At 74.9% G+C, this 23,709-nt stretch carries 23 protein-coding genes and 1 pseudogene; 14 read left to right on the top strand and 10 right to left on the bottom strand.

Annotation, left to right across the window (positions count from 1 at the left end):
* Positions 1-26 precede the first annotated feature (26 nt).
* Genes QWZ14_RS02340 through QWZ14_RS02330 form a run of 3 tightly spaced genes read left to right on the top strand, consistent with a single transcriptional unit; the run spans position 27 to position 3,426 of the window.
* Positions 27-1,100: an amidohydrolase family protein gene (locus QWZ14_RS02340; RefSeq protein WP_290314956.1), complete on the top strand. Its 1,074-nt coding sequence runs from the start codon at positions 27-29 to the stop codon at positions 1,098-1,100.
* Entirely contained in the window at positions 1,097-2,203 is a 1,107-nt protein-coding gene (locus tag QWZ14_RS02335) for an amidohydrolase family protein (protein ID WP_290314955.1), read from the top strand. The genes QWZ14_RS02340 and QWZ14_RS02335 overlap by 4 nt, the downstream gene beginning before the upstream one ends.
* 23 nt (positions 2,204-2,226) lie before the next feature.
* A complete protein-coding gene (locus tag QWZ14_RS02330; RefSeq protein WP_290314954.1) occupies positions 2,227-3,426 on the top strand; it encodes a CaiB/BaiF CoA transferase family protein in 1,200 nt (399 codons plus the stop codon).
* Here the strand turns inward: QWZ14_RS02330 and QWZ14_RS02325 are convergent.
* Positions 3,423-4,268: a TauD/TfdA dioxygenase family protein gene (locus QWZ14_RS02325; protein WP_290314953.1), complete on the bottom strand. Its 846-nt coding sequence runs from the start codon at positions 4,266-4,268 to the stop codon at positions 3,423-3,425. The two genes, QWZ14_RS02330 and QWZ14_RS02325, sit on opposite strands and share 4 nt — an antisense overlap.
* A 111-nt stretch (positions 4,269-4,379) precedes the next feature.
* Here QWZ14_RS02325 and QWZ14_RS02320 point away from each other — a divergent pair, with 111 nt between their 5' ends.
* The 3 genes from QWZ14_RS02320 to QWZ14_RS02310 all read left to right on the top strand — a co-directional run bounded on the left by QWZ14_RS02320 (position 4,380) and on the right by QWZ14_RS02310 (position 6,002).
* Positions 4,380-4,607: a hypothetical protein gene (locus tag QWZ14_RS02320; protein WP_290314952.1), complete on the top strand. Its 228-nt coding sequence runs from the start codon at positions 4,380-4,382 to the stop codon at positions 4,605-4,607.
* Between the two features lie 70 nt (positions 4,608-4,677).
* Positions 4,678-4,803, top strand: coding sequence for a hypothetical protein (locus QWZ14_RS02315; RefSeq protein ID WP_290314950.1), 126 nt, complete (start codon positions 4,678-4,680; stop codon positions 4,801-4,803).
* Complete coding sequence (locus tag QWZ14_RS02310) at positions 4,800-6,002, top strand: CaiB/BaiF CoA transferase family protein (RefSeq protein ID WP_290314948.1); 1,203 nt, start codon at positions 4,800-4,802, stop codon at positions 6,000-6,002. Before QWZ14_RS02315 ends, QWZ14_RS02310 begins: the two co-directional genes overlap by 4 nt.
* Positions 6,003-6,009: 7 nt before the next feature.
* Here QWZ14_RS02310 and QWZ14_RS02305 read toward each other — a convergent pair whose 3' ends face one another.
* Positions 6,010-7,866, bottom strand: coding sequence for an AsmA family protein (locus QWZ14_RS02305; RefSeq protein ID WP_290314947.1), 1,857 nt, complete (start codon positions 7,864-7,866; stop codon positions 6,010-6,012).
* Positions 7,867-8,025: 159 nt separating this feature from the next.
* Here QWZ14_RS02305 and tsaA point away from each other — a divergent pair, with 159 nt between their 5' ends.
* Complete coding sequence (gene tsaA / locus QWZ14_RS02300) at positions 8,026-8,472, top strand: tRNA (N6-threonylcarbamoyladenosine(37)-N6)-methyltransferase TrmO (RefSeq protein ID WP_290314946.1); 447 nt, start codon at positions 8,026-8,028, stop codon at positions 8,470-8,472.
* Between the two features lie 44 nt (positions 8,473-8,516).
* A complete protein-coding gene (locus QWZ14_RS02295) occupies positions 8,517-8,741 on the top strand; it encodes a hypothetical protein (protein ID WP_290314944.1) in 225 nt (74 codons plus the stop codon).
* Between the two features lie 26 nt (positions 8,742-8,767).
* On the opposite strand, the gene QWZ14_RS02290 is transcribed toward QWZ14_RS02295, so the two are convergent.
* Complete coding sequence (locus QWZ14_RS02290) at positions 8,768-9,442, bottom strand: RraA family protein (RefSeq protein ID WP_290314943.1); 675 nt, start codon at positions 9,440-9,442, stop codon at positions 8,768-8,770.
* Between the two features lie 336 nt (positions 9,443-9,778).
* Here QWZ14_RS02290 and QWZ14_RS02285 point away from each other — a divergent pair, with 336 nt between their 5' ends.
* Positions 9,779-10,498: a response regulator transcription factor gene (locus QWZ14_RS02285; RefSeq protein WP_290314942.1), complete on the top strand. Its 720-nt coding sequence runs from the start codon at positions 9,779-9,781 to the stop codon at positions 10,496-10,498.
* A 122-nt stretch (positions 10,499-10,620) separates the two neighbouring features.
* Here QWZ14_RS02285 and QWZ14_RS02280 read toward each other — a convergent pair whose 3' ends face one another.
* Positions 10,621-11,751 (bottom strand): ATP-grasp domain-containing protein, encoded by a 1,131-nt coding sequence (locus tag QWZ14_RS02280; RefSeq protein ID WP_290314941.1) that lies wholly within the window; start codon positions 11,749-11,751, stop codon positions 10,621-10,623.
* A 12-nt stretch (positions 11,752-11,763) separates the two neighbouring features.
* Here QWZ14_RS02280 and QWZ14_RS02275 point away from each other — a divergent pair, with 12 nt between their 5' ends.
* On the top strand, positions 11,764-12,624 hold the full coding sequence (locus QWZ14_RS02275) for a succinate--CoA ligase subunit alpha (protein WP_290314940.1): 861 nt from the start codon (positions 11,764-11,766) through the stop codon (positions 12,622-12,624).
* Positions 12,621-13,577, top strand: a pseudogene (locus QWZ14_RS02270) (hydroxymethylglutaryl-CoA lyase); the annotation flags it as partial. The gene QWZ14_RS02275 and the pseudogene QWZ14_RS02270, both read left to right, overlap by 4 nt.
* 170 nt (positions 13,578-13,747) lie before the next feature.
* Here QWZ14_RS02270 and QWZ14_RS31905 read toward each other — a convergent pair.
* Entirely contained in the window at positions 13,748-14,203 is a 456-nt protein-coding gene (locus tag QWZ14_RS31905) for a tripartite tricarboxylate transporter substrate-binding protein (protein ID WP_353959259.1), read from the bottom strand.
* Positions 14,204-14,214: 11 nt separating this feature from the next.
* On the bottom strand, positions 14,215-15,168 hold the full coding sequence (locus tag QWZ14_RS02265) for a tripartite tricarboxylate transporter substrate-binding protein (RefSeq protein ID WP_290314938.1): 954 nt from the start codon (positions 15,166-15,168) through the stop codon (positions 14,215-14,217).
* Between the two features lie 72 nt (positions 15,169-15,240).
* Between QWZ14_RS02265 and QWZ14_RS02260 the strand changes: the two genes are divergently transcribed.
* Genes QWZ14_RS02260 through QWZ14_RS02250 form a run of 3 tightly spaced genes read left to right on the top strand, consistent with a single transcriptional unit; the run spans position 15,241 to position 18,052 of the window.
* A complete protein-coding gene (locus tag QWZ14_RS02260) occupies positions 15,241-15,897 on the top strand; it encodes an enoyl-CoA hydratase/isomerase family protein (RefSeq protein WP_290314937.1) in 657 nt (218 codons plus the stop codon).
* Positions 15,894-16,637, top strand: coding sequence for an enoyl-CoA hydratase/isomerase family protein (locus QWZ14_RS02255; protein ID WP_290314936.1), 744 nt, complete (start codon positions 15,894-15,896; stop codon positions 16,635-16,637). The genes QWZ14_RS02260 and QWZ14_RS02255 overlap by 4 nt, the downstream gene beginning before the upstream one ends.
* Entirely contained in the window at positions 16,634-18,052 is a 1,419-nt protein-coding gene (locus tag QWZ14_RS02250) for an NAD(P)H-hydrate dehydratase (RefSeq protein ID WP_290314935.1), read from the top strand. The genes QWZ14_RS02255 and QWZ14_RS02250 overlap by 4 nt, the downstream gene beginning before the upstream one ends.
* A gap of 158 nt (positions 18,053-18,210) precedes the next feature.
* On the opposite strand, the gene QWZ14_RS02245 is transcribed toward QWZ14_RS02250, so the two are convergent.
* The 4 genes from QWZ14_RS02245 to QWZ14_RS02230 form a co-directional block, all read right to left on the bottom strand.
* On the bottom strand, positions 18,211-19,257 hold the full coding sequence (locus tag QWZ14_RS02245) for a sensor histidine kinase (protein WP_290314934.1): 1,047 nt from the start codon (positions 19,255-19,257) through the stop codon (positions 18,211-18,213).
* Entirely contained in the window at positions 19,254-19,703 is a 450-nt protein-coding gene (locus tag QWZ14_RS02240) for a response regulator (protein ID WP_290314933.1), read from the bottom strand. Before QWZ14_RS02240 ends, QWZ14_RS02245 begins: the two co-directional genes overlap by 4 nt.
* Before the next feature lie 34 nt (positions 19,704-19,737).
* Entirely contained in the window at positions 19,738-21,240 is a 1,503-nt protein-coding gene (locus QWZ14_RS02235; protein ID WP_290314932.1) for a sensor histidine kinase, read from the bottom strand.
* A gap of 106 nt (positions 21,241-21,346) precedes the next feature.
* Complete coding sequence (locus QWZ14_RS02230; protein ID WP_290314931.1) at positions 21,347-23,515, bottom strand: HWE histidine kinase domain-containing protein; 2,169 nt, start codon at positions 23,513-23,515, stop codon at positions 21,347-21,349.
* Positions 23,516-23,709: the final 194 nt, after the last annotated feature.

The following is a 23,709-nucleotide window of genomic DNA, read 5'->3' as shown; positions in this document are numbered from 1 at the left end:
CCGAGCCCGGGCAGGAGGATGACGGGATGCTGCAAAGCCCGGCGGTCGGCCCGATCGACGTCGACCTGCACCCGGCCTTGCCCGGCTGCATGACCCTGCTGCCGCACCTCGACGCGCATTGGCGGGAGGTGATCACCGGCCGCGGCCTCGATGACCTCGACCTCGCGCTCTATCCGCGCGGCGCGCCGCTGACGGCGCGGGCGGACTGGCGGCCGGCGACGGGCCATCCCGGCGGCACGGTCGAGGCGATGCGGCGCGAGGCCCTCGACCCCTTCGGCACCGCCATCGGCATCTGCAACCCGCTGTTCGGGGCGCCGGCGCTGCACAACGTCGACCTCGCCGCCGCCTTGTGCCGGGCGGCGAACGACTGGATGGCGGCGAATTGGCTCGACCAGGACCCGCGGCTACGGGCCGGCATCCTGGTGCCGGTCGAGAACCCGGAGCTGGCGGTGGCGGAGATCGAGCGCCGCGCCCCCGACCGCCGCTTCGTCCAGGTGCTGCTGTTTGGCGCCGGCGAGACGCTGCTGGGCCGGCGGGTGAACTGGCCGATCCTGGCGGCGGCCGAGCGCCACGGCCTGCCCATCGCCCTCCATGCCGGCAGCGCCACCCGCCACTCGCCGACCGCCAACGGCTGGCCCACCTACCTCATCGAGGACCACGTCACCTTCGCCCAGACCTTCCAGAGCCAGCTGCTGAGCCTGATCGGCGAGGGCGCCTTCACCAAATACCCGGCGCTGAAGGTCGTGCTGCTCGAGAGCGGCTTCGGCTGGGTGCCGAATTTCCTCTGGCGCGGCGTCAAGATGTGGCGGGCGATGCGCAAGGAGATCCCCTGGGTCGACCGTTCCCCGGCGGAGATCTTCCGCGAGAACGTGCGCATCTCGATCCAGCCCGGCGATGCGCCGGAGGATGCGGAGGGGATGGAGGCGCTGCTCGAGATGATCGGCTGCGACGCGCTGCTGCTGTTCGCCACCGACTACCCGCATGCCCGCTTCGAGGGCACCGACGCGCTGCCGCCCGGCCTGCCGGCGCGGCTGCACCGGCGGGTGCTGCGGGACAATGCCCTGGCCTTGTATCCGCGTCTGAGGGAGACCGTCCAATGAGCGCCTCCACGCTGCCGCGCCCCGAGGTCCGGGCGACATCGCGCCTCAAGCTGATCGATTGCGACATCCATCCGGCGCCGCGCGACATGGCGGTGCTGGACCGCTACCTGCCGGAACGCTGGCGCCGGCACCGCCGCGAATACGGGCTGCGGCTGCGCCAGCCCTTCACCAATACCTATCCCTATCCGAAGGCGACGCCGGCGCTGTCGCGCTTCGACAGCTGGCCGCCGGGCGGGGGCCCGCCGGGCTCCGACCTCGCCTTCGTGCAGCAGCAGCACCTCGACCCGCTCGAGATCGAATACGGCATGCTGCAGCCGCTGGCCGCGCGCGGGATGGACGAGCGCAACCCCGGCTATGCCGCCGCCGTCAGCACCGCGGTGAACGCGTGGATGCGCGAGGACTGGACCGCGAAGGAGCCGCGGCTGAAGGCGACCATCGCCATCCCCGGCGAGGATGCGGCGGCCTCCGTGAAGGAGATCGCACGCTGGGCCGGGCAGGGGGACTTCGTGCAATTGGCGATGGTGACGCGGGCGCTGGAGCCGCTGGGCCGGCAGCGCTACTGGCCGATCTACGAGGCGGCCGAGCATTACGGCCTGCCGCTCGGCCTGCACAGCCTCGGCACCAGCGGCCATAGCGTCACCGGCGGCGGCTGGCCGAGCTTCTACTTCGAGGAGCACCAGGCGGTCGGGATGAGCATGGCCGCGCTCTGCGCCAGCTTCATCCTGGAAGGCACCTTCGAGCGCTTCCCCAAGCTCAAGGTCGTCATCATCGAGGGCGGCTTCGGCTGGGTGCCGGCGCTGGGCTGGCGGATGGACGGGATGTGGAAATCCCTGAAATCCGAGGTGCCGCATCTCCGCCGCAAGCCCTCCGAGTACCTGAAGTCCAATATCTGGTTCACGACCCAGCCGGTGGAGGAGCCGGAGAGGCCCGAGCACCTCCGCCAGCTGATCGACTGGATCGGCTGGGACCGGCTGCTGTTTGCCACAGACTACCCGCACTGGGACAGCGACGACCCGCGCTACGCCTTCAAGTTCCAGATGAGCGAGGCCGAGCGCCGCATGATCTTTGCCGAGAACGCCCGGGCGGTGTACGGCTTGGCCTGAGACTTTGAGGGAGTAGACGGCGCATGCCCGGACCGCTCGCGGGCATCCGCGTTCTCGACCTGACCACCGTGCTGGTCGGCCCCTACTGCACCCAGATCCTCGCCGAGATGGGCGCCGAAGTGACCAAGGTCGAGGCGCCCGAGGGCGACGTGGTGCGCCTGATCGGCCCCGGCCGCCATCCCGGCATGGGCTGCATGTACCTCACCATCAACCGCGGCAAGCGCAGCCTGGCGCTCGACCTCAAGCGCCCCGAGGGGCGGGCGGTGCTGCTGCGGCTGGCGGCGACGGCGGATGTGCTGGTCACCAACATCCGGCCGCAGGCGATGGCCCGGCTCGGCCTCGGCTACGCGGCGCTGCGCGAGGCCAATCCGCGCATCGTCTATGCCAGCGTGCTCGGCTACGCCCAGGGCGGCCCCTATGCCCCGCGCCCGGCCTATGACGACCTGATGCAGGGCGGCGCGCTGGTCGCCTCGCTCAATGCGCGCGTGGGCAACGGCGAGCCGCGCTACGTGCCGCTGGCGATGGTCGACCGCATCACCGGCCTCGCCGCGGTCGGCGCCATCAACGCCGCGCTGGTCCACCGCGAGCGCCACGGCGAGGGCCAGCAGGTCGAGATCCCGATGTTCGAGACCATGCTGACCTTCGTGCTCGGCGACCACCTCGGTGGCCGCGTCTTCGACCCGGCGCTGGATGCCGGCGGCTACGGCCGGCTGCTCTCGCCCGACCGCAAGCCCTACCGTACCAGCGACGGGCACGTCTGCACCATGATCTACAACGACCGGCAGTGGCGCTCCTTCTGCGCCGCGGTCGGCTGGCCCGACCTGGTCTCGACCGACCCGCGCTTCGCCAGCCACGCGACCCGCACCACGCACATCGACGCGGTGCTGGCGATGCTGTCGGCGGAGTTCGTCAAGCGCAGCACCGCCGAATGGCTGACCCTGCTGGCCGCGGCCGACCTGCCGGTGACCCCGGTGCATAGCCTCGAGAGCATCTTCGAGGACCCGCACCTGCTGGCGACGGAGTTCTTCACCACCGAGGAGCATCCGACCGAAGGCCCACTGACCCGCATGGCGGTGCCCACCCGCTTCTCCGCCAGCCCGGCCGGTGAGCGCATCCCGGCGCCGCGGCTCGGCGAGCACAGCGCCGAGATCCTGGTCGAGGCCGGCTACGGCGCCGCCGAGATCGCCGCGCTGCTCGAGGGCGGCGCGGTGCGCGCCGCCTAGACCGGCGCCTCGCCGACGATCTGCACCCGCCGCATCACCCGCCGGTAGGGCCCGGCGTCGTGCAGCGCCAGGTGCTTCACCGCCCTGTTGTCCCAGAAGGCGACCGAGCCCGGCCGCCAGCGGAAGCGGCAGGTGAATTCCGGGCGGTGGCCATGCTCCAGCAGGAACCCGAGCAGCGGCCGGCTTTCGGCCTCGGTCATGCCCTCGAGACCGATGGTGTAGCTGTGGTTGACGAAGAGCATCCGCCGTCCGGTCTCCGGATGGGTGCGGACCACGGGATGCAGGCTGGTCGTCTCCTGCCACGCCGCATCCTCGCGCACCTTGGTGGCGCGGCGGGCATTCATCCCCGAGGCCGGCCCGGCCACCCTGCGGTCCGAATGCACCGCGCGCAGCCCGCCGATCAGCCGCTGCATCCCCGGCGACAGCGCCTCATAGGCGGCGCCCTGGCTGGCGAAGAGGGTGTCGCCGCCGAAGGGCGGCACCTCCTCGCCGTAGAGGATCGCGCCCATCGGCGGCGCCGCGCACATGGTGGTGTCCGCATGCCATTCCTCGCCGACGATCGAGGCGTCGCCCGGCTCGCGGCGGATCACAACCACCTCCGGATCGGCGCCGCTGCCCTTGAAATTCGGGTGGACGAAGATCGGGCCGAAGCGCCGCGCCAGCGCCTTGTGCTGCGCGGCATCGAAGCGCTGCTCGTGGAAGAAGACCACGCCATGCGCCAGCAGCGCGGCGCGGATCTCGGCGATGGTCCCGTCGTCGAGCGGCCCGGCCAGGTCGACGCCGCCGATCTCCGCGCCGACCGCGCCGGCGATCCGCTCCACCCGGATGCGGCTGTCGCGCATGCTGTCCCTCCCGCCGTTCCTGCCTGCGGGAATGCTCCGCCCGGCGTCCCGCCCTGTCAAACCGCGGCCGGCGGGGGCGAACCGCAGCGTTGCGCCGGCGTTGCGGACGGCATGACCCGTATCCTTCCCGCTGGCCTGCTCGGCTCCCTCCTGCTGCTCGCGGCCTGCGGCAGCGAAGCCGCGCTCCGCAGCCCCGCCACCACCCCGCCGCCGGCGCCGAATACCGGCCTGCTGCGCCCGTCGCTGGAACTCGACCCGGGCATCCGCGCCCCGGTGCCGAACGACGCCCCGGCCACCACGCCGGTCATCCCGCCCAACCCGCGCCTCGACGCTCGCTGATCCGCCCGCCGGCCCGGCGGATTGACCTGCCCCGGCAGCGGCCGATGATGCCGCAGCAGGGGAGGCCGGGATGGACGCTTTGGCAGGCCGGTCGGGCCGCGCGGGGATCGCTCAGGACGAGGTGGGGCTGGTGCTGCTGAACCGGGACCGCGGCGGCCGGCGCGCCTGCTTCCCCGTGGCGGAGTGCGCCACATGACCCGGGGGCCGCTCTCGGGTGTCAAGGTGCTCGACCTCACCGCGGTCGTGGTCGGGCCGAGCTGCACCCTGACGCTCGCCGAGCAGGGCGCCGAGGTCATCAAGCTCGAGGCGCCCGAGGGCGACCTGCTGCGCAGGCTCGGCGGCCCGGCGCCCTCGCCGGACATGTCACCGAAATTCATCCACTTCAACCGCGGCAAGCGCAGCATCGCGGTCGACCTCAAGTCCGAGGCGGGCCGGGCAGTGCTGGCGCGGCTGGCCGCGCAGGCCGACGTGCTGGTGACCAACATGCGCGGCGCCGCCCTGGCCCGGCTCGGCATCACCTGGGAGGCGCTGCGGCCGCGCAACCCGCGCCTGGTCCTGTGCGTGATCGCCGGCTTCGGCAGCCGCGGCCGCTACCACGACAGCCCGGCCTACGACACCATCATCCAGGGCATGTCGGGCTTCGCCGCGGCGCTCGGCAAGGTCACCGGGGAGCCGCGCTACGCCCCCTTCGTGCTGTGCGACCACATCACCGGCATCATCGCCAGCCAGGCCATCACCGCCGCCCTCTACGCGCGGGAGCGGTCGGGCGAGGGCCAGGCGATCGAGGTGCCGATGTACGAGAGCATGGCCCATTTCGTCCTGACCGAGCACATGTTCCGCCGCACCTTCGACCCGGAAGGCCCGACCGGCGACCCGCGGGTGATGAACCCCGATGCCAAGCCGATCCCGACCGCCGACGGCTACATCGCGGTCTCCGCCAATACCGATGCCCAGGCCTTCGCCTTCTTCGACTGCATCGGCCGGCCGGAGCTCAAAACCGACCCGCGCTTCGACAGCGTCGCCGCCCGCTTCCGCAACGTCGACGCCTATTTCACCCTGCGCGCCGAGGCGCTCCGCGCCCGCCCCACCGCCGAATGGGCGACGATCTTCCGCCGGGCGGACATCCCCGCCATGCCCTTCGCCACAATCGACGCGCTGCTCGACGACCCGCACCTCCGGGAGGTCGGGCTGCTGCGCCAGGAAGTCCACCCGACCGAAGGCGCCATGACCGGCCTCGGCCGCCCCGTCACCTTCTCCGCCGCCGGCCCGGACGAGCTGCCCCTGGCGCCGCGGCTCTCGGCGGATGCGCGGGCGGTGCTGGCGGGGGCGGGCTACACCGCGGCGGAGATCGAGGCGCTGCTGGGCCGGGGGGTGTCGGCGCCGCCGCAGGGCTGAGCGGCCCTCACCGCCGCCCCGCCCGGAAGCACGGGTTGGCTTCGGCGAAGGCGCGCAGCCGCGGCGGCAGGGGCGCCACCTCGTCCCGCTCGGCCAGCGTCCGCCGCCCCGCCGCCGACCACTGCGCCGGCCGGATGCTCGGACTGGCGAAGGACCCGCTGACCCGCACCGGGATATCGAGCGCGAAGGTATCCGTCGTCTCCCGCAGGCTGCCGATCACCAGATCCACCTGCCGGCGGTTGAGGTCGAAGCTGCCCAGCCCGCCGATGGTCCCGGTGGCGGCGCGGATCCGCAGCGGCGCCAGCGTGCCGACCCCGCCCCGCATGTCGAGCACCCCGAGCAGGCAGCTCACCGGCGTGGTGCCGCGGGCGTCGCGGAACAGCAGCCGCAGGTCGAGCGAGGCCATCTCCACCACCTCCCGCGCGATGCGGCCCTGGCGCATCGCCACCACCGCCGAGACCCGCGCCTCCCGCGCCGCGGCATTCAGGCTGCGTCCCTCGGTCGCCACCGAGACCTCCCCGGTCAGCCGCCCCGACAGCGGCAGGTCGCGCAGCCCGAGGTCGCGGCGCAGCGCGTCGAGGTCGGCATCCTCCATCGTCACCTCGGCGCCGATGCGGGCGCCGCCGGCATGGTCGAGCGCCATGCCGGCGGCGCTGACCCGGGCGCCGGAGGTGGTCAGCGCCAGCTCGTCCAGCGCGATCCGCCCGGGCTGCAGCGCGACCGCCAGCCGCACGTCGGTGGCGCGCAGCCGGGCATAGGCCAGGGTGCCGAAGGCGAGCTTCGCCGAGATCTCCGGGTCGGGCGCCGGGTCGAGCTGCAGCGGGATGTCGGCGTCGCCGCCACGCCCCGGCCGCTGCGCCCCCAGCACCTTGTTGAGGTCGGCCCGTTCCAGCCCGAGGTCGGCGGTGATGGCATCCGGCCGGCCCCCGCCGCCCTCGACCAGCCGCAGCAGCGCGGCGGTCAGCGGGATGCCGTCGAGCAGCCCGGTCGCGTCCCGCCATTCCCAGCGGTCGCCCCGCCGCTCGAAGGGGCCGGCCAGCTCCAGCGAGGCATCCCACTCCGCCCGGGTCCCGGCGATGGCCAGGATCGCCGCCGGGTCGGGCGCCCGCAGCGCCAGCCGCCCGGCGGCGCCGTCGACGTCGAGCGGCGCGGTCATGCCGCCGCTGAAGTCGAGCCGCGTCTCGCCAGCCTTAAAGTGCAGGTCGGTGGGGAAGGGGTGGCCGGCCTGGCGCAGCGCGGCGATGCTGCCGAGCGTGGCCTCGAGGGTGAGCGCCATGCCGTTGTAGCTGGCCGCCGCCTCCAGCCGGAGCGGCGCCTCGGCGCCGGTGGCGGTCAGCTGGCCGGCCTCGATCCGGCTCCGCAGCAGCTTGCCGCCGGTGGTGCGGAAGACCAGCTCGCTGTGGCTGACGCGGGTCTCGAGCAGGGTCGGGAGCCAGGCGCGGTCGGCCGGCGCCTCCGGCCGCTCCGCCGGCGCGGCCGGGCCGAAGCGCCAGTTCGGCCGCCGCCCCGGCGCCCGCTCGAGCAGCACCTGCAGCCCGTCCACCGAGAGCCGGCGCACCACCACCGGCCCGCGCAGCAGCGAGAGGAGATCCACCTCCGCCTCCAGCCGGCCCAGCTCGGCCATGGCCGGCGCGGTGCCGCCGTCGATGTTGCCCAGCCAGCCGCCCTCGAGCTGGAGGCCGATCCAGCGCCCGGGGGTCACGCGCAGGCTGGCGAGCCGCACCTCCCGCCCCAGCGCGGCGCTGGCGCGGGCCGCGGCGAAGCCGCCGAGGTCGACCCGGCCGAGCAGCAGGATGCCGGCGGGCACCGCCACGGCCAGCAGCGCGAGCAGCACCACCAGGGCCTGCCGGAGGCGGATGAGCATGCGGTGATCCCCGGATGGAAGCCCGCCATATGGCCGCTGCCGCCGCCGCGGCATAGCCGGGCGGCCGCTCGTTCCGGCAGGAGGCCCGCCTGCCGGTCCGCGGCCTTGGCTTTACCCGGATATCGGCCAAGGCTGGGGCCCCGCCCGCCAGGAGGCACCATGTCCCCGCTCACCCTCACCCCGATCGGCCATCTCGAGACGCCCTGGCCGACGCCGGAGGATTGCCCCCGCAACGGCCGCCAGCCCGACCCCCGCCCGCTCTGCCGCGCCGTGGTCCTGCCGGAGTACCGCGCCGGGCTCGACCAGCTCGACAGCTTCTCCCACCTCATCCTGCTCTACTGGATGCACCTGTCCGGGCCGGCGCCGCTGGTCATCGCCCCGCGCTTCGCCGCCGGGCCGCGCGGCGTCTTCGCCACCCGCGCCCCGGTGCGGCCCAATCCGATCGCCCTCTCGGTGGTCGCCTTCGCGGGCTTCGCCGCGCCGGGCGTGCTGCTGGTCCGCAACCTCGACTGCGCCAGCGGCACGCCGCTGCTCGACATCAAGCCCTACCTGCCGACGGTCGATGCCGAGCCGGGCGCGACCATGGGCTGGCTGGCGCCGCGCTGAGCGCCGGCCCGGCAACCCTGTGCCCGGGCATGCGCTAGGGCTGGATGACGCCGGTCATCCTGGTCTTCGCAGCGCATGCGGCCGTGGGCTTCGTTCTGGCCTCGGGCCTGGTCGCCGCGGTGCTGCTGGCCGACCCGGGCGGGCTCGGCACCCTGCTGCGGCTACCCTCCAGCGGCCCGCTGCCGCTGGTCCTGCTCTGGGGCTTCAGCGGCCTGACCTTCGGCGCGGTGCAGTTCGGCGCCGCCCTCTGGCTGGCCGCCGAGGATTGAGCGCCGGCGGTGCGGGGCGAGGGGGCTCAGGCCCCGCCGCAGCCCTTGGCCCGCAGCGCCGCCACCACCCAGTCGCGCTCCCAGCGGCCGCTGTCGATCGCCGCCTGGGCCTCGACCTCCTTTGCATTGTGCGCCTCGCCCGCCGCCACCGCCGCGGCGGCATCGGCGGCCGGCAGCACCACCACCCCATCCTCGTCGGCCATGATCAGGTCGCCCGGCATCACCACCTGGCCGCCGCAGGAGACCGGGTAGCCGATCTCGCCCGGCCCGTCCTTGTAGGGGCCGGAGGGCGTCACGCCGCAGGCCCAGACGCCGAGGTGCATGGCGCCGAGCTGCGCCACGTCGCGCACCGCGCCGTCGACGACGACGGCGGCGATGCCACGCTTCGCCGCCCAGCCCATCATCAGCTCGCCGGTGATGGCGATGGCGAGGTCGCCGCCGGCATCCACCACGATGACGTCGCCCGGCTCGGCCATGTCGATCGCCCGGTGCAGCATGAGGTTGTCGCCCGAGCGCGCCCGCACGGTGAAGGCCGGCCCCGCCACCTGCCTCCGGCCGCCGAAGGCGCGGAAGCCGCCGCGCATGGTCTGGATGCGGTTCACCACGTCGCCGAGGTTGGCCGCCGGGACGCGGGCGGCGCGGGCGCAGAGCGCCGGATCGACGCGGGTGGTCACCGGCCGGATGCGGAAGCCGAGTGTCATGGTCTGTTCCCCCTGGAGTGCCGGCGCATCATGCCCGCGCCGGCGGCGGTGTCGAGGCTTCCCCGGGCGGCGCGCACAGGATGCGGCGCCCTGCGCAGCACAACCCAGGGTCGCAGCAAGACGAAATGTATACCGGCCAAGAACACAACTGGAGGTTTTGGGAACGATCTTTTAACAAATCCTATTGTTCCTTAACGGCATCGTGTCCCCATCGCCGCGAATCAGGTATTGTGCGGCGTCAGGGACAAAGTATTCATCCAATAGGTTGAAAACTCGCGCCTATGCCAGCAACCGAGTGGACAGCCCGCAGCAGTTCTCCCCCCGACCGGAGGCCCCATGTCCACCCCCCGCCCCATCCTGATCATCGAGGACGATCCCGATCTGCGTGTCACCCTGGCCGAGCAGCTTGCCCTCGGCGGTGACTTCACGGCCGACGTGGCCGCGAGCGCAGGGGCGGCGGAGGCCATGCTTGCCGCGGCCAATGCCCGCTACGACGCCATCATCCTCGACATCGGCCTGCCCGATGCCGACGGCCGCGACTTCTGCGCAAAATTGCGGCGGGACGGGCGCCGGATGCCGGTCATCATGTTGACCGGCGCCGATGCCGAGGAAGACGTGGTCCGCGGCCTCGATGCCGGGGCGAACGACTACATCGCCAAGCCCTTCCGGCTGTCGGAACTACTGGCGCGGGTCCGGGCGCAACTTCGCATCTACGACAATTCCGAGGATGCGGTCTTCGCCGTCGGCCCCTACATGTTCCGCCCCAGCGTCCGGCTGCTCCAGGAGCCGGCCCGCAACCGCAAGGTCCGGCTGACCGACAAGGAATGCTCGATCCTGAAATTCCTCTACCGCGCCGGCGGCAAGCCGGTGCCGCGGCAGATCCTGCTGAACGAGGTCTGGGGCTACAACAGCGCCGTCACCACCCACACGCTGGAGACCCATGTCTACCGCCTGCGGCAGAAGATCGAGCCGGACCCGAGCCATGCCCGGCTGCTGCTGACCGAGACCGGCGGCTACAAGCTCGCCGCCCAGGCCCTGGTCGCCGCCCACGCCTGACCCACGCCATGGCCGCCTGCCTCCCCCGGGGAGGCGGCCATTCGGGCTACCGGACCATGGCCGCCCCACTCCCCCCCGGGGCGGCCCGGCCCGGTAGCCCACCCCCTTCGGTCAGGAGGCGGTCAGCGGGCGGCGGCGGCGGCCACCGCCCGCACCAGCGCATGCGGGTCGTCGTGCAGCGCCGCGACGCCCACCTCGGCCAGCGCCGCCGCGGCCTCGGCCATCGAGTAGCCGCGCAGCGCCGCGTGGCCGGCGGCGATGCCGGCGAGGAAGGGCTTCTGCGGCGGCCGGGCCCGCAGCGCCGCCGCCAGCGCCGCAACCCGCGCCTGCAGCCCGCGCGAGGCGAGGGTGGTGAAGAACATCACCGCCTTCACCTCCGGCCGCTCGGCCAGCTCGAAGGCCAGGGCCAGCCGGTCCGGCATGGTCTCGGCCGGCCCGCCGTTGGCGTTGTCCATGAAGCAGGCGGCAGGGCAGCCGGCATCGGCCAGCAGGTCGAGCATCAGCATCCCGAGCCCGGCCCCGGCGGTGATCATCGCCACCGTGCCGCCCGGCAGCTCCACCAGCTGGAAGCCCAGCGCCCGCGCCCGCCGCTCCAGCGGCGTCAGCGCCGCCGCCTCCAGCCCGGCCGAGAGCGCCGGGGCGGCATGGCGGAAGCCGGCGCTGTCGTCCCGCACCGCCTTCGCGTCCAAGGCCAGCAGCCGGCCGTCCGGCAGCACCGCCAGCGGGTTGATCTCGAGCAGGTCGAGATCCTCGGCCCGCATCACCCGCGCCAGCCGCACCGCCAGCCGGGCCAGCCGCGCCGCCAGCGCCGGCGGGAAGCCCGGCCGCAGGATGATGGCATGGGCATCCTCCAGCGCCCCGGCGGCCTCCGGCTCCAGCGGCCCGCGCAGCAGGCTCCCGGCCGCCTCCACCTCGACGCCGCCGTCGGGGGAGCAGAGCAGCTCGATTCCCTGGGCGGTGCCGTCGATCCGCAGCGCCAGGTAGACCTCCCGCGCCGGGGCCACCGCCTCCTCGAGCAGCAGTGGCGCCGCGGCGTCGCCCAGGATCTCCCGCATCGCCGCCGCCGCCGCCGGCGCATCCCCGGTCGCCACCCGGCGGACCAGCCCGCGCTTGCCGCGGCCGCCGGCTAGCAGCTGCGCCTTCAGGACGCCATCCGCCGCCGCCTCCGGCAGGCCGGTGAGCAGCCGGCCCGCGGGCGTGGCGATGCCGTGTTGGCGCAGCAGCGTCTTGCCATCATGCTCTGCCAGCCGCACCGTGCTCTCCTCATGATGATCCCGTTCCTCGCCAGCTTCCCCCGCCGCGTCGCGGTGTTCAACCCGACCGGCCGCTACGCCGCCGCCCAGGTCGCCGCGATGCGGGAGGCCGGCACCCGGCTGGTCGGCGGCATCGCCCTCGGCCGCGGCGGCGAGGCGCTGGACGGGCTGCCGCTGTTCGACGACGTGCGGGCGCTGCCCGAGCCGGCCGATGCGGCGGTGATCTACACCCCGCCCGAAGGCGTGCTCGACGCCGTGCGCGCCGCCGCCGGCATCCCGAGCATCGTCGTCGCCGCCGAATACGTGCCGGTGCACGACACGCTGCTGGCCGCCCGCGCCGCGCGGGCGGCGGGGTCCTGGATGGTCGGGCCGAACACGCTCGGCCTCTGCGTCCCGGGGGAGGGGCTGCTCGGCTCCATCGCCCCCGCCTTCTGCACCCCCGGCCGGGTCGCCGTGCTCTGCCGCAGCGGCACCCTGACGCTGACCATGGCCCGGCTGCTGACCGCCGCCGGCATCGGCCAGCGCGCGGTGATGCACATCGGCGGCGACAGCATCTGCGGCCGCAACCCGCATGACTACCTGGCGGCGCTGGCCGAGGATCCCGCCACCGACGCCATCCTCTATTGCGGCGAGATCGGCGGCGACAAGGAATACGCCCTCGCCGAGGCCGTCCGCGGCTGCGCCAAGCCGCTCGTCGCCATGCTGGTCGGCCGCCATGCCCCGGCCGAAACGCGCATGGGCCATGCCGGCGCGCTGGTCGGCGGCGAGCGGGAATCGGCGGCGGCCAAGCTGGCGGTGCTGGCCGAGATCGGCGCCCATGTCGCCCGCGATCCCGCCGCCGCCATCGCCATCCTGAAGGACCTCGGCTCATGAGCGACCTGCCGACCGCCGCCGACATGGCGGAAATGACCGACGCCGCCGCGCCGCCGCCGCCCGAGGTGGTGATCTGCGAATGCTTCGCCCGCGACGGGCTGCAGCACGAGGCGACCATCGTCCCGGCCGAGGCCAAGATCGCGATGATCGAGCGGATCGCCGACGCCGGCTTCCGCCGGATCGAGATCACCAGCTTCTCCCACCCCGAGCAGGTCCCGCAATTCGCCGATGCCGAGGTGGTGCTGCGCGGCGTCCGCCGCCGCCCCGGGGTGCTGTTCAAGGCGACCTGCCCGAACCCGCAGGCGGTGCGCCGGGCGCTGGTCGGGCTCGACGGCGGCTGGGGGCCGGAGGAGATCTCGCTGCTGGTCTCGGCGAGCGAGGGCCACAGCCAGCGCAACCTCCGCCGCTCCCGCGCCGAGCAGTGGGAGAACGTCGCCGCCATGGCCGCGCTCGGGCGCGACAATTTCACCATGGTCGGCACCATCAGCGTGGCCTTCGACTGCCCCTTCGACGGCCCGACCACGCCGGAGCGGGTGCTCGAGGAGGCCCGGCGCTTCGCCGAGCTCGGCGTCACCCGCATCGCCATCGGCGACACCATCGGCAGCGCCACGCCGCCGCGGGTGCGCGACCTGATCGGCTGGCTGCACGGCGCGCTGCCGACCGCCACTTTCATCGCCCATTTCCACGACAGCCGCGGCACCGGCATCGCCAATACCCTGGCCGCCATCGAGGCCGGGCTGACCCATGCCGATACCGCGCTCGGCGGCACCGGTGGCCACCCCGCGTGCATCGCCTATGGCGAGGGCTTCACCGGCAACACCGGCACCGAGGATTTGGTCACCGCGCTGGAAGCCATGGGCTACGGGACCGGCCTCGACCTGGCGAAGCTGCGCGCGGCCGGCCTCGCGGCGGAGGCGCTGCTCGGCCGGCCGCTCGGCAGCCGGACGCTGCGCGCGGCCGAGGCGGCTACTCCGGCCGGATCCCGGCCCGCTCCCGCACCTGCCGCCGCAGCGCCGCCTCCGCCCGCAGGCGCTCGGTGCGCGGCTGCGGCCGGTGACCCGCGGCTCGCCGCCGCCCCCGGCGATGCGCGTCGCCGGCACCGGGCCGGCGCGCAGCGGCGCGATCACCTCGACCAGCCGCGCCGCCACCGCGGGCGGCGTGCCGCGCGGGCCGCCGAGCAGGTACCAGATCGACATCGCGTAGCCGGGGCCTCCGGCACCCGCTGCGCCGGCGTCACCGCGAGCAGGCGGGACCGGCCGTCCCGCACATGCGGCAGCAGCAGGCCGAGATCGCCCATGTCGAGGTCGATCTCGCCGGTATGGAGCCCACCCACCGCCTGCCCGGCGCTGCGATAGGGGACGTGCAGGAATTCCAGCGCGACCCCACCAGCGAGATCGGCACGATATCGGCGAAGAGGTCGAAGCCGGGGTTCCTCTGCAGCGCCGGCACCTCCACCGGCCCGCCCGGCGCGAAGGGCACCACGAAGCGGACCGGGCGGCTCGGCCAGCGCGGCTGGCGCGGGCCGCCGCTGGCAGGGCGAGGGGCAGGCGAGGCCGGCGGGCAGGCGGCGGCGGTGCATGCGGGGGTGCCTCATTCGGCGCGGATGCCGGCGGCCGCGGCCACCTGCTTCCACCGGGGCACCTCCCGTGCCAGCCGCGCCGCCAGCGGCCCGGGCCCGTCCAGCAGCAGTTCGATCCCCGCGGCGGCCATCCGCGCCGCCAGGGCACTGCCGTCCCGCAGCGGCGCCACCGCCGCGGCGATGCGCGCCACCACCTCGGGCGGCGTGCCGCGCGGTCCGAGCATCGCGTACCAGATGGTGATGGCATAGCCGGGCACCCGCTCCGCCGCCGCCGGCACCGCCGGCAGCAGCGGCACCCGCGCCGCCGAGGTCACCGCCAGCGCCCGCAGCCGGCCCTCGCGCAGGTGCGGCATCGCCTCGCCGAGCCCGGTGACCATCAGCGCGGTGTCGCCGGCATAGAGCGCGTTCACCGCCTGCGCCGCGCCGCGGTAGGGCACGTGCAGCAGCTCGATCCCGGCCATGCTGCACAACAGGGCGCCACCGAGATGGGTGGTGGAGCCGGCCCCGGAGGAGCCGTAGCTGATCCGCCCCGGCGCCGCCCGGGCCTGCGCCAGCAGGTCGTCGAGGTCGCGGATCGCGGTATCCGGCCGGGCCAGGATCACCATCGCCCCGTCGGTCACCAGGGTGATCGGCGTGAGGTCGCGCAGCGGGTCGAAGCCGGGGTCGCGCACCAGCGCCGGCAGCACGGCGACGGCGCTGGTGGTGACCAGCAGGGTATGCGGGTCGTTCGCCTGCACCACGGCCTGGATGCCGAGCGCCCCGCCGGCCCCCGGCCTCGCCTCGACGATGACGGCCTGGCCGAGGATCGGCGCCAGCTGCTCGGCGATGAAGCGGGCGGGGATCTCGACCGGCCCGCCCGGGGCGAAGGGCACGATGAAGCGGATGGTGCGGTTCGGCCAAGGGGCCTGGGCCAGGGCAGGGGCGGCGAGCGGCGTGGCGAGCAGGGCCCGGCGTGTGGCCTTCATCGGTGTTCCCCCGGTTGCGTTGACAGCATCCCCCCTGCGGCTAGCCTCGGGAAGCCCGGAAGGAACCGCCACTTGCCCCTGCTCACCGAGACCCGCGGCCGGGTCCGCCTCCTCACGCTCAACCGGCCGGAGAAGCGCAACGCGCTGAACAACGCCCTGGTCGGCGCCATCGTCGAGAGCCTGAGGGCCGCCGATGCCGACCCGGATGTCGCCGCCGTGGTCATCGCCGCCGCCGGCCCCGGCTTCTCCGCCGGCGCCGACCTCGGCGAGCGCGCCATCCTGATCGCCGACCCGGAGGCCCGCGTCGCCCGCGCCGCGCTGTCCGATGCGATGCTCGCGGCGCCCGGGCTGATGGGCAAGCCGGTCGTCGCCGCCATCCATGGCGCGACGGTCGGCGCCGGCGCCTCGCTCGCGCTGTCCTGCGACCTCGTGCTCGGCGCCGAGGACCTGCGCTTCGCCTGGCCGGAGGCGAGGCACGACATCTACCCCGCGCTGGTGCTGCCGATGCTGCTGCGCCACCTCGGCCCGAAGGACGCCTTCGAGCTGGTCGCCACCGGCCGCCCGGTGCTGGCGGCCGAGGCGCTGGCGCGGCGTCTGGTCAACCGCGTGGTGCCGCGCGAGGCGCTGCTGGAGGAGGCCTGCGCCCTGGCCGGACAGGCGGCGCAATACGGCGCGGAGTCGCTCCGCCGCATCAAGGCGGCGATCAACGCCTCCGGCGTCGCGCCGTGAACGAGACCATCCGCTACGCCGCCGCCGGGGGCGTCGCCACCCTGACCCTGGACCGGCCGCGGGCCCGCAACGCGCTGAACCTCGCGCTGGCCGAGGCGATCACGGCCGCCTGCCGCCGCGCGGTGGCCGAGGCCGCGCGGCTCGTGGTGATCCGCGCCGCCGGCCCGGTCTTCTGCGCCGGCGCCGACCTCAAGGAGCGCCAGGGCATGACCGATGACCAGGTCCGCGCCCGCCGGGTCAAGGGCTTCGCCGCCTACCACGCGATCGAGGGCCTGCCGATGCCGGCCATCGCGGTGGTCGAGGGCCCGGCGGTCGGCTCCGGCTGCGAGATCGCCGGCGCCTGCGACTTCATCATCGCGACCCCCGCCGCCAGCTTCCGCACGCCCGAAGCGCTCTGGGGCACCGTCGGCGCCACCCAGCGGCTGCCGCGGGTGCTGGGCAAGCGGCTGGCCAAGGATCTGATGTTCACCGGCCGGACCCTCTCGGCCGAGGAGGCGCTGGCGCATGGCCTCGTCACCCGCCTCGTCGCGCCCGAGGCGCTGGAGGCGGCGCTGGCCGAGGTCACCGCCATCATCGGCAAGGCGCCGCCCGGGGCGCTGCGCATGGCCAAGCGCTGCATCGAGGAGGGCCTCGACCGCGACCCCCGCGGCGCCCTGGCGACCGAGCTGCTGGCGATCGAGGAGAGCCTCGCCGCCGCCGAATGGCAGCAGGCGATGGCCGGCTTCGGCCGCGGGCCATGACGCGCCGGCCCACCGAGCTGCTGACCCCGGCCGAGATGGGCCGGGCCGATGCCCTGGCCGCCGCCGCCGGCATCCCCGGGGCGCGGCTGATGGCCGCCGCCGGCCGTGCCGTCGCCCGGGCGGCGCAGCGCCGCTTCCGCCCCTGCCGCACGCTGGTCCTGGCCGGGCCGGGCAACAACGGCGGCGACGGCTATGTCGCCGCCCGGCTGCTGGAGGCGGCCGGCTGGCCGGTCGCGGTCGCGGCACTGGCGCCGCCCCGCCCCGGCTCGGACGCCGCCGCCGCCGCCGCCCGCTGGCGCGGCCCGATGCTTCCCTTCGCCCCGGCCGAGGCCGCCCGCGCCGGCCTGGTCATCGATGCGGTCTTCGGCGCCGGGCTCAGCCGCCCGGTGGAGTGCCTGGTCGCCGCGACGCTGGCGGCCGCGACCGCGCCGATCCTGGCGGTCGACGTCCCCTCCGGCCTCGACGGCGGCAGCGGGCAGCCGCGCGGCCAGGTCGCCGCGGCGGCGCTGACCGTCACCTTCTTCCGCCTGAAGCCCGGCCACCTGCTGCTGCCCGGCCGCGAGCTCTGCGGCGAGACCCTCCTGGCCGACATCGGCCTGCCCGCCGCGGTGCTGGAGGCCATCGCGCCGCGGGCCCGGGCCAATGCCCCGGGGCTGTGGCTGCTGCCGGCGCTGGCCGCCGGATCGCACAAGTACACCCGCGGCCACCTGACCATCCTCGGCGGCGCGGCGATGACCGGGGCGACCCGGCTCGCCGCCGGCGCGGCGCACCGGGCGGGGGCCGGGCTGGTGACCATCCGGGCGCCGGATGCCGCCGCCGCCGCGCTCTACCGGGCCGGCGACCCCGGCAGCATCGTCACCGAGGAGCCGCTCGAGGCGCTGCTCGGCGACGCGCGGCGGCGCTGCTGGCTGATCGGCCCCGGCCTGCCGCCGGATGCGGCGACGCAGGCCATGCTGCGCCGGCTGGTCGGGGCCGGCCGGCAGGTGGTGGCCGATGCCGGGGCGCTCGGCGGCGATCTCAGCGGGGCCGCCGTGCTCACCCCGCATGCGGGGGAGTTCGCCCGCGCCTTCGGCGCGCCGGGCCCGGACAAGCCCGCCGCCGCCCGCCGCGCCGCCGCCGCCACCGGGGCGGTGGTGCTGCTGAAGGGCGCCGATACCGTGGTGGCGGCGCCGGACGGCCGGGTCATCGTCAACCACAACGCCGCGCCGGAGCTTGCCACCGGCGGCAGCGGCGACGTGCTGGCCGGCACCATCGCGGCGCTGCTGACCCAGGGCATGCCCGCCTTCGAGGCCGCGGCGGCGGGCGCCTGGCTACAGGGCGAGGCGGCCCGGCTGCACGGGCCGGGGCTGCTGGCGGAGGATTTGATCCCGCTGCTGCCCCGGGCCGCTTGCAATGCGGCGGCACAGGCGCTATAGGAATATAGTCATTGGCCGGCCTGCGCGGGTCTTGCAGGCAGCCGGTGCCTCAATTCTAAAATTTCCCCGCCGAAATCGCCTGATATCAACGGGTTGGTTTGCTGGAGTTGAGGGGATTTGAGGCGAATTGAGCCGAATTTTACGGAATTGAGCCCGATTTAGGCCAGGGCGAAACGGATCGACACCTCCGTCCCGCCCGGCCCCGCCGCCTGGGTGACCACCCCGCCGACGCTGCCCGCCAGCACCTCGACGATCCGCCGCCCGAGCCCGGTCCCGCCCGGCGCCCCGGTGCCGGCCCCGGTGCCGACGCCCTCGTCCTGCACCGCCAGCACCCCGGCGCCATCCTCCCGCCGCAGCCGGACCCGGATGGGCCCGTCCTGCCGGTCGGGATAGGCGTATTTCAGCGCGTTGGTGACCAGCTCGGAGACGATGACGCCGAGCGAGACCGCGCGGTCAGGCGGCACTTCCATCGGCTCCGCCGCCAGCTCGATCGCCCGGCCGCCGACCGACCGGCCGATCTCCTCGAGCAGCCCGCCGAGGTAGTCCTGCAGCGCCACGCTGCGGACGTCGTCCGAGGTATAGAGCCGCCGGTGCACCTGGGCGACCGCGGCGATCCGGTTGCGCATGGCGGCCAGCGCCTCCCGCGCTGCCGGGTCGCGCACCGCGCCCTCCTGCAGCCGGGTGAGCGAGGCGATGAGCTGCAGGCTGTTGGCGACGCGGTGGTTGACCTCGCGCAGCAGCATGGCCCGCTGGGTGGCCAGCTCCTCGGCCCGGTCGCGCGCCTCGCGCACCGCCGCCTCCGCCCGCTCATGCGCCAGCCGCAGCCGCGCCCGCTCGATCGCCCCGTCGATCGCCGCCCGCAGCAGCACCAGGAAATGCCCGCCGGCCTCCTTGATGACGTAGTCCACCGCGCCCGCCCTGAGCGCCGCCACCGCGATGCGGCCCTCGTCCGAGCCGGTGACGTAGATGATCGGCGGCAGCCCGGGCAGGGCGCGCAGCGCCTCCAGCGTGTCCAGCCCGTCCTGGCCGGGCATGTAGTGGTCGAGGCAGATGGCGTCGAAGCCGCCGGCCGTCGCCATCGCCACCCCGGTCGCCCCTTCCGCCGCGGTCGCCACGGTATAGCCATGCCGCTCCAGGTCGCGCTGCACCAGGCGGCGCAGGCCCGGCTCGTCGTCGATGTAGAGGATGCGGCGGGGCGAGTTCATGGCGTGGGCGGCACCTGGATGACCGCGAGGAACAGCCCGAGCTGGCGCACCGCCTGGGCGAAGGTCTCGTAGTTCACCGGCTTGGTGATGTAGACGCTGCAGCCCAGCTCGTAGCCGCGGCGGATCTCCCGCTCGTCGTCGGTGGTGGTCAGCACGATCACCGGCGCGGCGCGGAGCTGCGGGTCCGCCTTCAGCTTCGCCAGGATGTCGAAGCCGCTCATGTCCGGCAGGTTGAGATCGAGCAGCACCAGCAGGGGCCGATGCTCGGCGCGGCCGGCGCCAACCAGGAAGTCCAGCGCCGAGGTGCCGTCGCGGAAATGCTTCACCTCGTTGAAGACCCCGGCGCGCTTGAGGTTCTTCTCGATCAGCCGCGCATGGCCCTCGTCGTCCTCGACCATCACGATGGTCACGGCCAGGGGCGATGCGGTCGGGGTGGCGGCGCTCATCTGCGGGTCTCCTGGCGGCTGGGGGTTGGCGGCGTCACGCGGGCTCCTCGGCGATGGGGGCGGGATGGTCCGGCGCCGCCAGCGCCAGTGTCACCCGGAAGGTGGAGCCAATGCCAGGGGTGGAACGGCATTCCACCTCGCCGCCCAGCCGCCGCGCCAGGGCCCGCACATGCGCCAGGCCGATGCCCTCGCCCGGCCGGTCCTGCCGGCCGGAGCGGCGGAACAGCTCGAAGATGCGGCCGTGGTCGCGCGGGTCGATGCCGCGGCCGTTGTCCTCGACCTCGACCACCGCCTGGCCACCGGCCACCCGGCCGCGCAGCACGATCCGGCCCGGGCGGGCCGGGTCCAGGTAGTTCACCGCATTGTCGATCAGGTTGCCGAAGATCTGCTCCAGCGCCAGCCGGTCGCTGTGGACCACCGGCATCCCCGGCGCCACCTCGAGCCTGGCCCCCGCCGCCTCGAGCTGGTGCCGCACCGAGGCGGCGAGGCCGGCGAGCAGGTCGCCGAGCGCCACCGGCTCCGGCTGCAGCGCCCGCCGCCCCTCCCGCGACAGCCGAAGGATGGCGTTGATCAGCCGGTCCATCCGCTGGGTCGAGGAGCGGATGAAGCCGACCGCCTCGGGGATGTCCTCGGCCACCGCCGCCCGCGCCTCGGCGGTGACGAGGCCCGGCGCGGCGGCGTCGGCGGCCGCGATCAGCGCCGCCAGCGGCACCACGGCGGCCTCCAGCTCGGCGGTGAAGCCCATGACGTTCACCAGCGGGGCCCGCAGGTCGTGCGAGACGATGTAGGCGAAGCGCTGCACCTCGTCATTCGCCGCGGTCAGCGCCGCGGTGCGCTCGGCGACGCGCTGCTCCAGCCCGGCATTGGCCGAGCGCACCGCGGCCTCGGCGGCCTCGAGGTCGCGGGTGTAGCGCAGCGCCAGGGCGCCGGCGCCGAGGCTGACCGCGAGCATCAGCAGCAGGGCGGCGCCGGCCCCGAACAGCAATTGCCGGCCGCTGCGGTCGAGCCCCTCGCTGCGCCGGTCGAGCCGCGCCGCGGCGCGGGCCTCGATGCCGCGCACCACGGCGCGGATCGCATCCATGCCGACCTTGCCGCGGTCGGTCCGCACGATGGCCAGCGCGCCGTCGAGCTGGCCGGCCTCGGCCAGGGCGATGGTTTCGGCCAGCTCCTGCAGCTTGGTCGCCACCATCTCCGCCAGCAGCCGCGGCGGCGCCGGCTGGCCGCCGTCCTCGACGATCAGCCGGGTCAATTCCGGCAGCTCGCGCGGCAGCGCCTCGATGGCGGCCAGGTAGGGGTCGAGGTAGCTGCGCTCCCCGGTCAGCAGGAAGCCGCGCTGGCTGGTCTCGGCATCCTGGACCAGGGCCAGCACCTGGCCGGCGGCCACCCGGACGACCTGGCTGGAGGTGACCCCGCCGGCGAAGCTGCGGGTCGATTCGACCAGCCAGACCAGGCCCGCCCCGGTCGCCAGCAGCGCGGCGAAGCCGATCGCCATGAGCAGCAGCGACAGCCGTCCCAGCATGGTCTTGGTCATGGGCATGGGGCGGCCTGTCGCTCTCCGGCGGTCGGACGGCCCGGGGAGGCAACCCGCCCGGACACCCTGCCCAAACCGCGACGCGGCCGCAACCGGCGGCCGCCCCGCGGGATCAGGCCGGGCCGCCATCCGGGCGGTCCGGCCCGGCGGTGGCGAGCGCCGGCTCCGCGGGGCTGCCGGCCGCGTCCGTCTCGCCGAGGACGCGGGCCAGCGGCACCGTCACGGTGCAGCGCAGCCCGTCGGCCCCCCAGCGCAGCTCGGCATGGCCGCCGAGCTGGTGCCGCAGGGTGGTGTCGAGGACGCGGGTGCCGAAGCCGCGCTGGTTGGGCGCGCCGGGCACCGGCGGGCCGCCGGTCTCGGTCCAGTGCAGCCGCAGCTGCCCGGCCGCGGCATCCAGCAGCCAGCTCACCAGCACCCGGCCTTCCGGCACCGCCAGCGCGCCATGCTTCACCGCATTGGTCGCCAGCTCATGCACCGCCATGGACAGCGGCTGCGCCGCGGTCGGGACGATGAAGACCCGCGGGCCCTCCAGCTCGACCAGCGGGCCGCGCAGGGTGCCGGCGCCCTGGGGCGGGGCGAGGAAGGGGGCCAGCTCGCCCTCCAGCAGCACCCGCAGGTCGGCCCCGGCCCAGCGGCCGCGCGCCAGCACGGTCTGGGCCCGGGCCAGCGCCGCGACCCGGCCCTCGACCGCGGTGACGAAGTCCTGCCGGCTGCCCGCCCGGGTCAGCCGGATCACCGCCTGCACCACCGACAGCGCGTTCTTCGCCCGGTGGTCGATCTCCTGCATCAGGAAGCGTTGCCGCGACTCGGCCTCGCGCAGCGGGGTGACGTCGATATGCGCCCCGACCCAGAGCCGCGGCCGGCCCTCCGGGGCACCCGGCGCCAGCGCATCCTCCACCGGGGCATCCGCCCCGGGCGCCTCCGGGACCGGGGCGGCGCGGACCAGGCAGTGCCGCCAGCCGCCGTCGCGGTGCCGCAGCCGCAGCTCCGCGGCGTAGCTGCGGCCAGCCACCGTCGCCGCCTGCCAGCGCTCGGCCGCCGCCTCCCGGTCGGCCGGATGGATCGCATCCTGCCAGCCGAAGCCGCGGTACTGCGAGGGCGTCTGGCCGGTGAAGGCCTCCCAGCTCGGCTGCGGCGCCGCCATGGCGCCGGTGTCGAGGCGCGACCAGACCACGTCGGCGGCGACCTCGCTCAGGGTCCGGTAGCGCGCCTCGCTCGCGCGCAGCGCCGCCGCGGCGGCCGAGCGCACCGCATTCTCGGCCAGGGCGGCGCGGTCCGTCGCGTCCCGCCGGGCCCGCTCCACCGCCAGCCGGCCCAGCGCCAGCAGCGCCACCAGGGCCGGCACCGCGATCGCCAGCTGCAGCGCCATCAACGAGGCCCATTCGAACAGGATCGCGCCGCGGCTGCGCCCGGCGGCGGCATAGACCGGCCAGCCCTCGAGCTGCCGGTAGGCCGTCAGCCGCCAGACCCCGTCGACGGCGGAGATGCCGGTGGTCACCCCGCGCGGGCTGCCCGCCTGCATCGCCGCGCGCAGCGGGTTGTCGGGCCGCAGCTCCTGGCCCGGCCGCCGCAGCACCGGCACCCGGGCCAGGATGGTGCCGTCGCGGCGGATCATCGCCACCGTGTCCTGCGGCGCGGCGAGGAGCCGGGCCAGGCCCTCGCCGATCGCCGCCGGGTCCACCGAGATGTTGACCACGCCGTCGAAGCCGTCCGCGGCCGGCGGATTGCCGCTGCCGCTGCGCCGCTGCGCGACCGCGAAGAAGAGCGCGCCGTCGACCCGGCCCTGGTAGACCTGGCCGACGAAGGTCCGCGGCGCCCCGGGCGCGCGCAGCCCGGCGAAGAAGTCCCGGTCGCCGAAGCGCATGTCGTGCGGCACCGGCATGACGTTGCCACTGAGCAGCGGCATCCCCTCGCGGTCCAGCAGGTAGCCGGTGACGAGCAGCGGCAGGCCTTCGAGCAGCGTGGCGAGGCGGGCGTGCAGCTCGGGCTCGCGGGCGCGGATCTCGGCATCGCTCAGGCCGCGCACCAGGTCGTTCAGCCGCTCGACCATGAGCTGCTGGCTCTCCAGCACCCGCAGGGCGAGCTCGGCCGAGGCGTCGGCGGAATGCAGCATGTCGCTCGCCGCCTGGCGCCAGACCGCGCGCCAGGACATCCAGCCGCCGGCCAGCAGCAGCAGCAGCGGCAGGCCGAAGACCGCGAGGGTCAGCCGCCGCGAGCGGAACAGCAGCCCCCCGGTGCCCGGCTTGCCGGTTGCTGGCGAGCCGGCCAGATCCGGCGCCATCCTAGCCGCGACATGCCTGGCCAAACCATTCCCTTTCCCGGGGTGAGCGCGGCCCATATGGAGGGGAATGGAAGCGCGGCGTCTGCACCCCGGGGCGGCCTAAAGGGCCCCGCGCCTCCCACGAATGCGTGTGCGGAGCACTCGCAGGTGCCGGCGTGGCCGGCGGGATACGCCGGCGGGCCGGTCCCGGGCGC

This window comes from Paeniroseomonas aquatica, from assembly GCF_030409335.1.
Taxonomy (GTDB): Bacteria; Pseudomonadota; Alphaproteobacteria; order Acetobacterales; family Acetobacteraceae; genus Belnapia; species Belnapia aquatica.
Note: the sequence above shows the minus strand (reverse complement) of the source record. Positions and strands in the feature narration are given on the sequence as shown.

Bases quoted from the DNA above. Each gene is read 5' to 3' on its own strand.
- QWZ14_RS02340 (WP_290314956.1), top strand. From the start codon at position 27: ATGCTGCAAAGCCCGGCGGTCGGCCCGATCGACGTCGACCTGCACCCG.
- QWZ14_RS02335 (WP_290314955.1), top strand. From the start codon at position 1,097: ATGAGCGCCTCCACGCTGCCGCGCCCCGAGGTCCGGGCGACATCGCGC.
- QWZ14_RS02330 (WP_290314954.1), top strand. From the start codon at position 2,227: ATGCCCGGACCGCTCGCGGGCATCCGCGTTCTCGACCTGACCACCGTG.
- QWZ14_RS02325 (WP_290314953.1), bottom strand. From the start codon at position 4,268: ATGCGCGACAGCCGCATCCGGGTGGAGCGGATCGCCGGCGCGGTCGGC.
- QWZ14_RS02320 (WP_290314952.1), top strand. From the start codon at position 4,380: ATGACCCGTATCCTTCCCGCTGGCCTGCTCGGCTCCCTCCTGCTGCTC.
- QWZ14_RS02315 (WP_290314950.1), top strand. From the start codon at position 4,678: ATGGACGCTTTGGCAGGCCGGTCGGGCCGCGCGGGGATCGCTCAGGAC.
- QWZ14_RS02310 (WP_290314948.1), top strand. From the start codon at position 4,800: ATGACCCGGGGGCCGCTCTCGGGTGTCAAGGTGCTCGACCTCACCGCG.
- QWZ14_RS02305 (WP_290314947.1), bottom strand. From the start codon at position 7,866: ATGCTCATCCGCCTCCGGCAGGCCCTGGTGGTGCTGCTCGCGCTGCTG.
- tsaA (WP_290314946.1), top strand. From the start codon at position 8,026: ATGTCCCCGCTCACCCTCACCCCGATCGGCCATCTCGAGACGCCCTGG.
- QWZ14_RS02295 (WP_290314944.1), top strand. From the start codon at position 8,517: ATGACGCCGGTCATCCTGGTCTTCGCAGCGCATGCGGCCGTGGGCTTC.
- QWZ14_RS02290 (WP_290314943.1), bottom strand. From the start codon at position 9,442: ATGACACTCGGCTTCCGCATCCGGCCGGTGACCACCCGCGTCGATCCG.
- QWZ14_RS02285 (WP_290314942.1), top strand. From the start codon at position 9,779: ATGTCCACCCCCCGCCCCATCCTGATCATCGAGGACGATCCCGATCTG.
- QWZ14_RS02275 (WP_290314940.1), top strand. From the start codon at position 11,764: ATGATGATCCCGTTCCTCGCCAGCTTCCCCCGCCGCGTCGCGGTGTTC.
- QWZ14_RS31905 (WP_353959259.1), bottom strand. From the start codon at position 14,203: ATGCACCGCCGCCGCCTGCCCGCCGGCCTCGCCTGCCCCTCGCCCTGC.
- QWZ14_RS02265 (WP_290314938.1), bottom strand. From the start codon at position 15,168: ATGAAGGCCACACGCCGGGCCCTGCTCGCCACGCCGCTCGCCGCCCCT.
- QWZ14_RS02250 (WP_290314935.1), top strand. From the start codon at position 16,634: ATGACGCGCCGGCCCACCGAGCTGCTGACCCCGGCCGAGATGGGCCGG.
- QWZ14_RS02245 (WP_290314934.1), bottom strand. From the start codon at position 19,257: ATGAACTCGCCCCGCCGCATCCTCTACATCGACGACGAGCCGGGCCTG.
- QWZ14_RS02240 (WP_290314933.1), bottom strand. From the start codon at position 19,703: ATGAGCGCCGCCACCCCGACCGCATCGCCCCTGGCCGTGACCATCGTG.
- QWZ14_RS02235 (WP_290314932.1), bottom strand. From the start codon at position 21,240: ATGCCCATGACCAAGACCATGCTGGGACGGCTGTCGCTGCTGCTCATG.
- QWZ14_RS02230 (WP_290314931.1), bottom strand. From the start codon at position 23,515: ATGGCGCCGGATCTGGCCGGCTCGCCAGCAACCGGCAAGCCGGGCACC.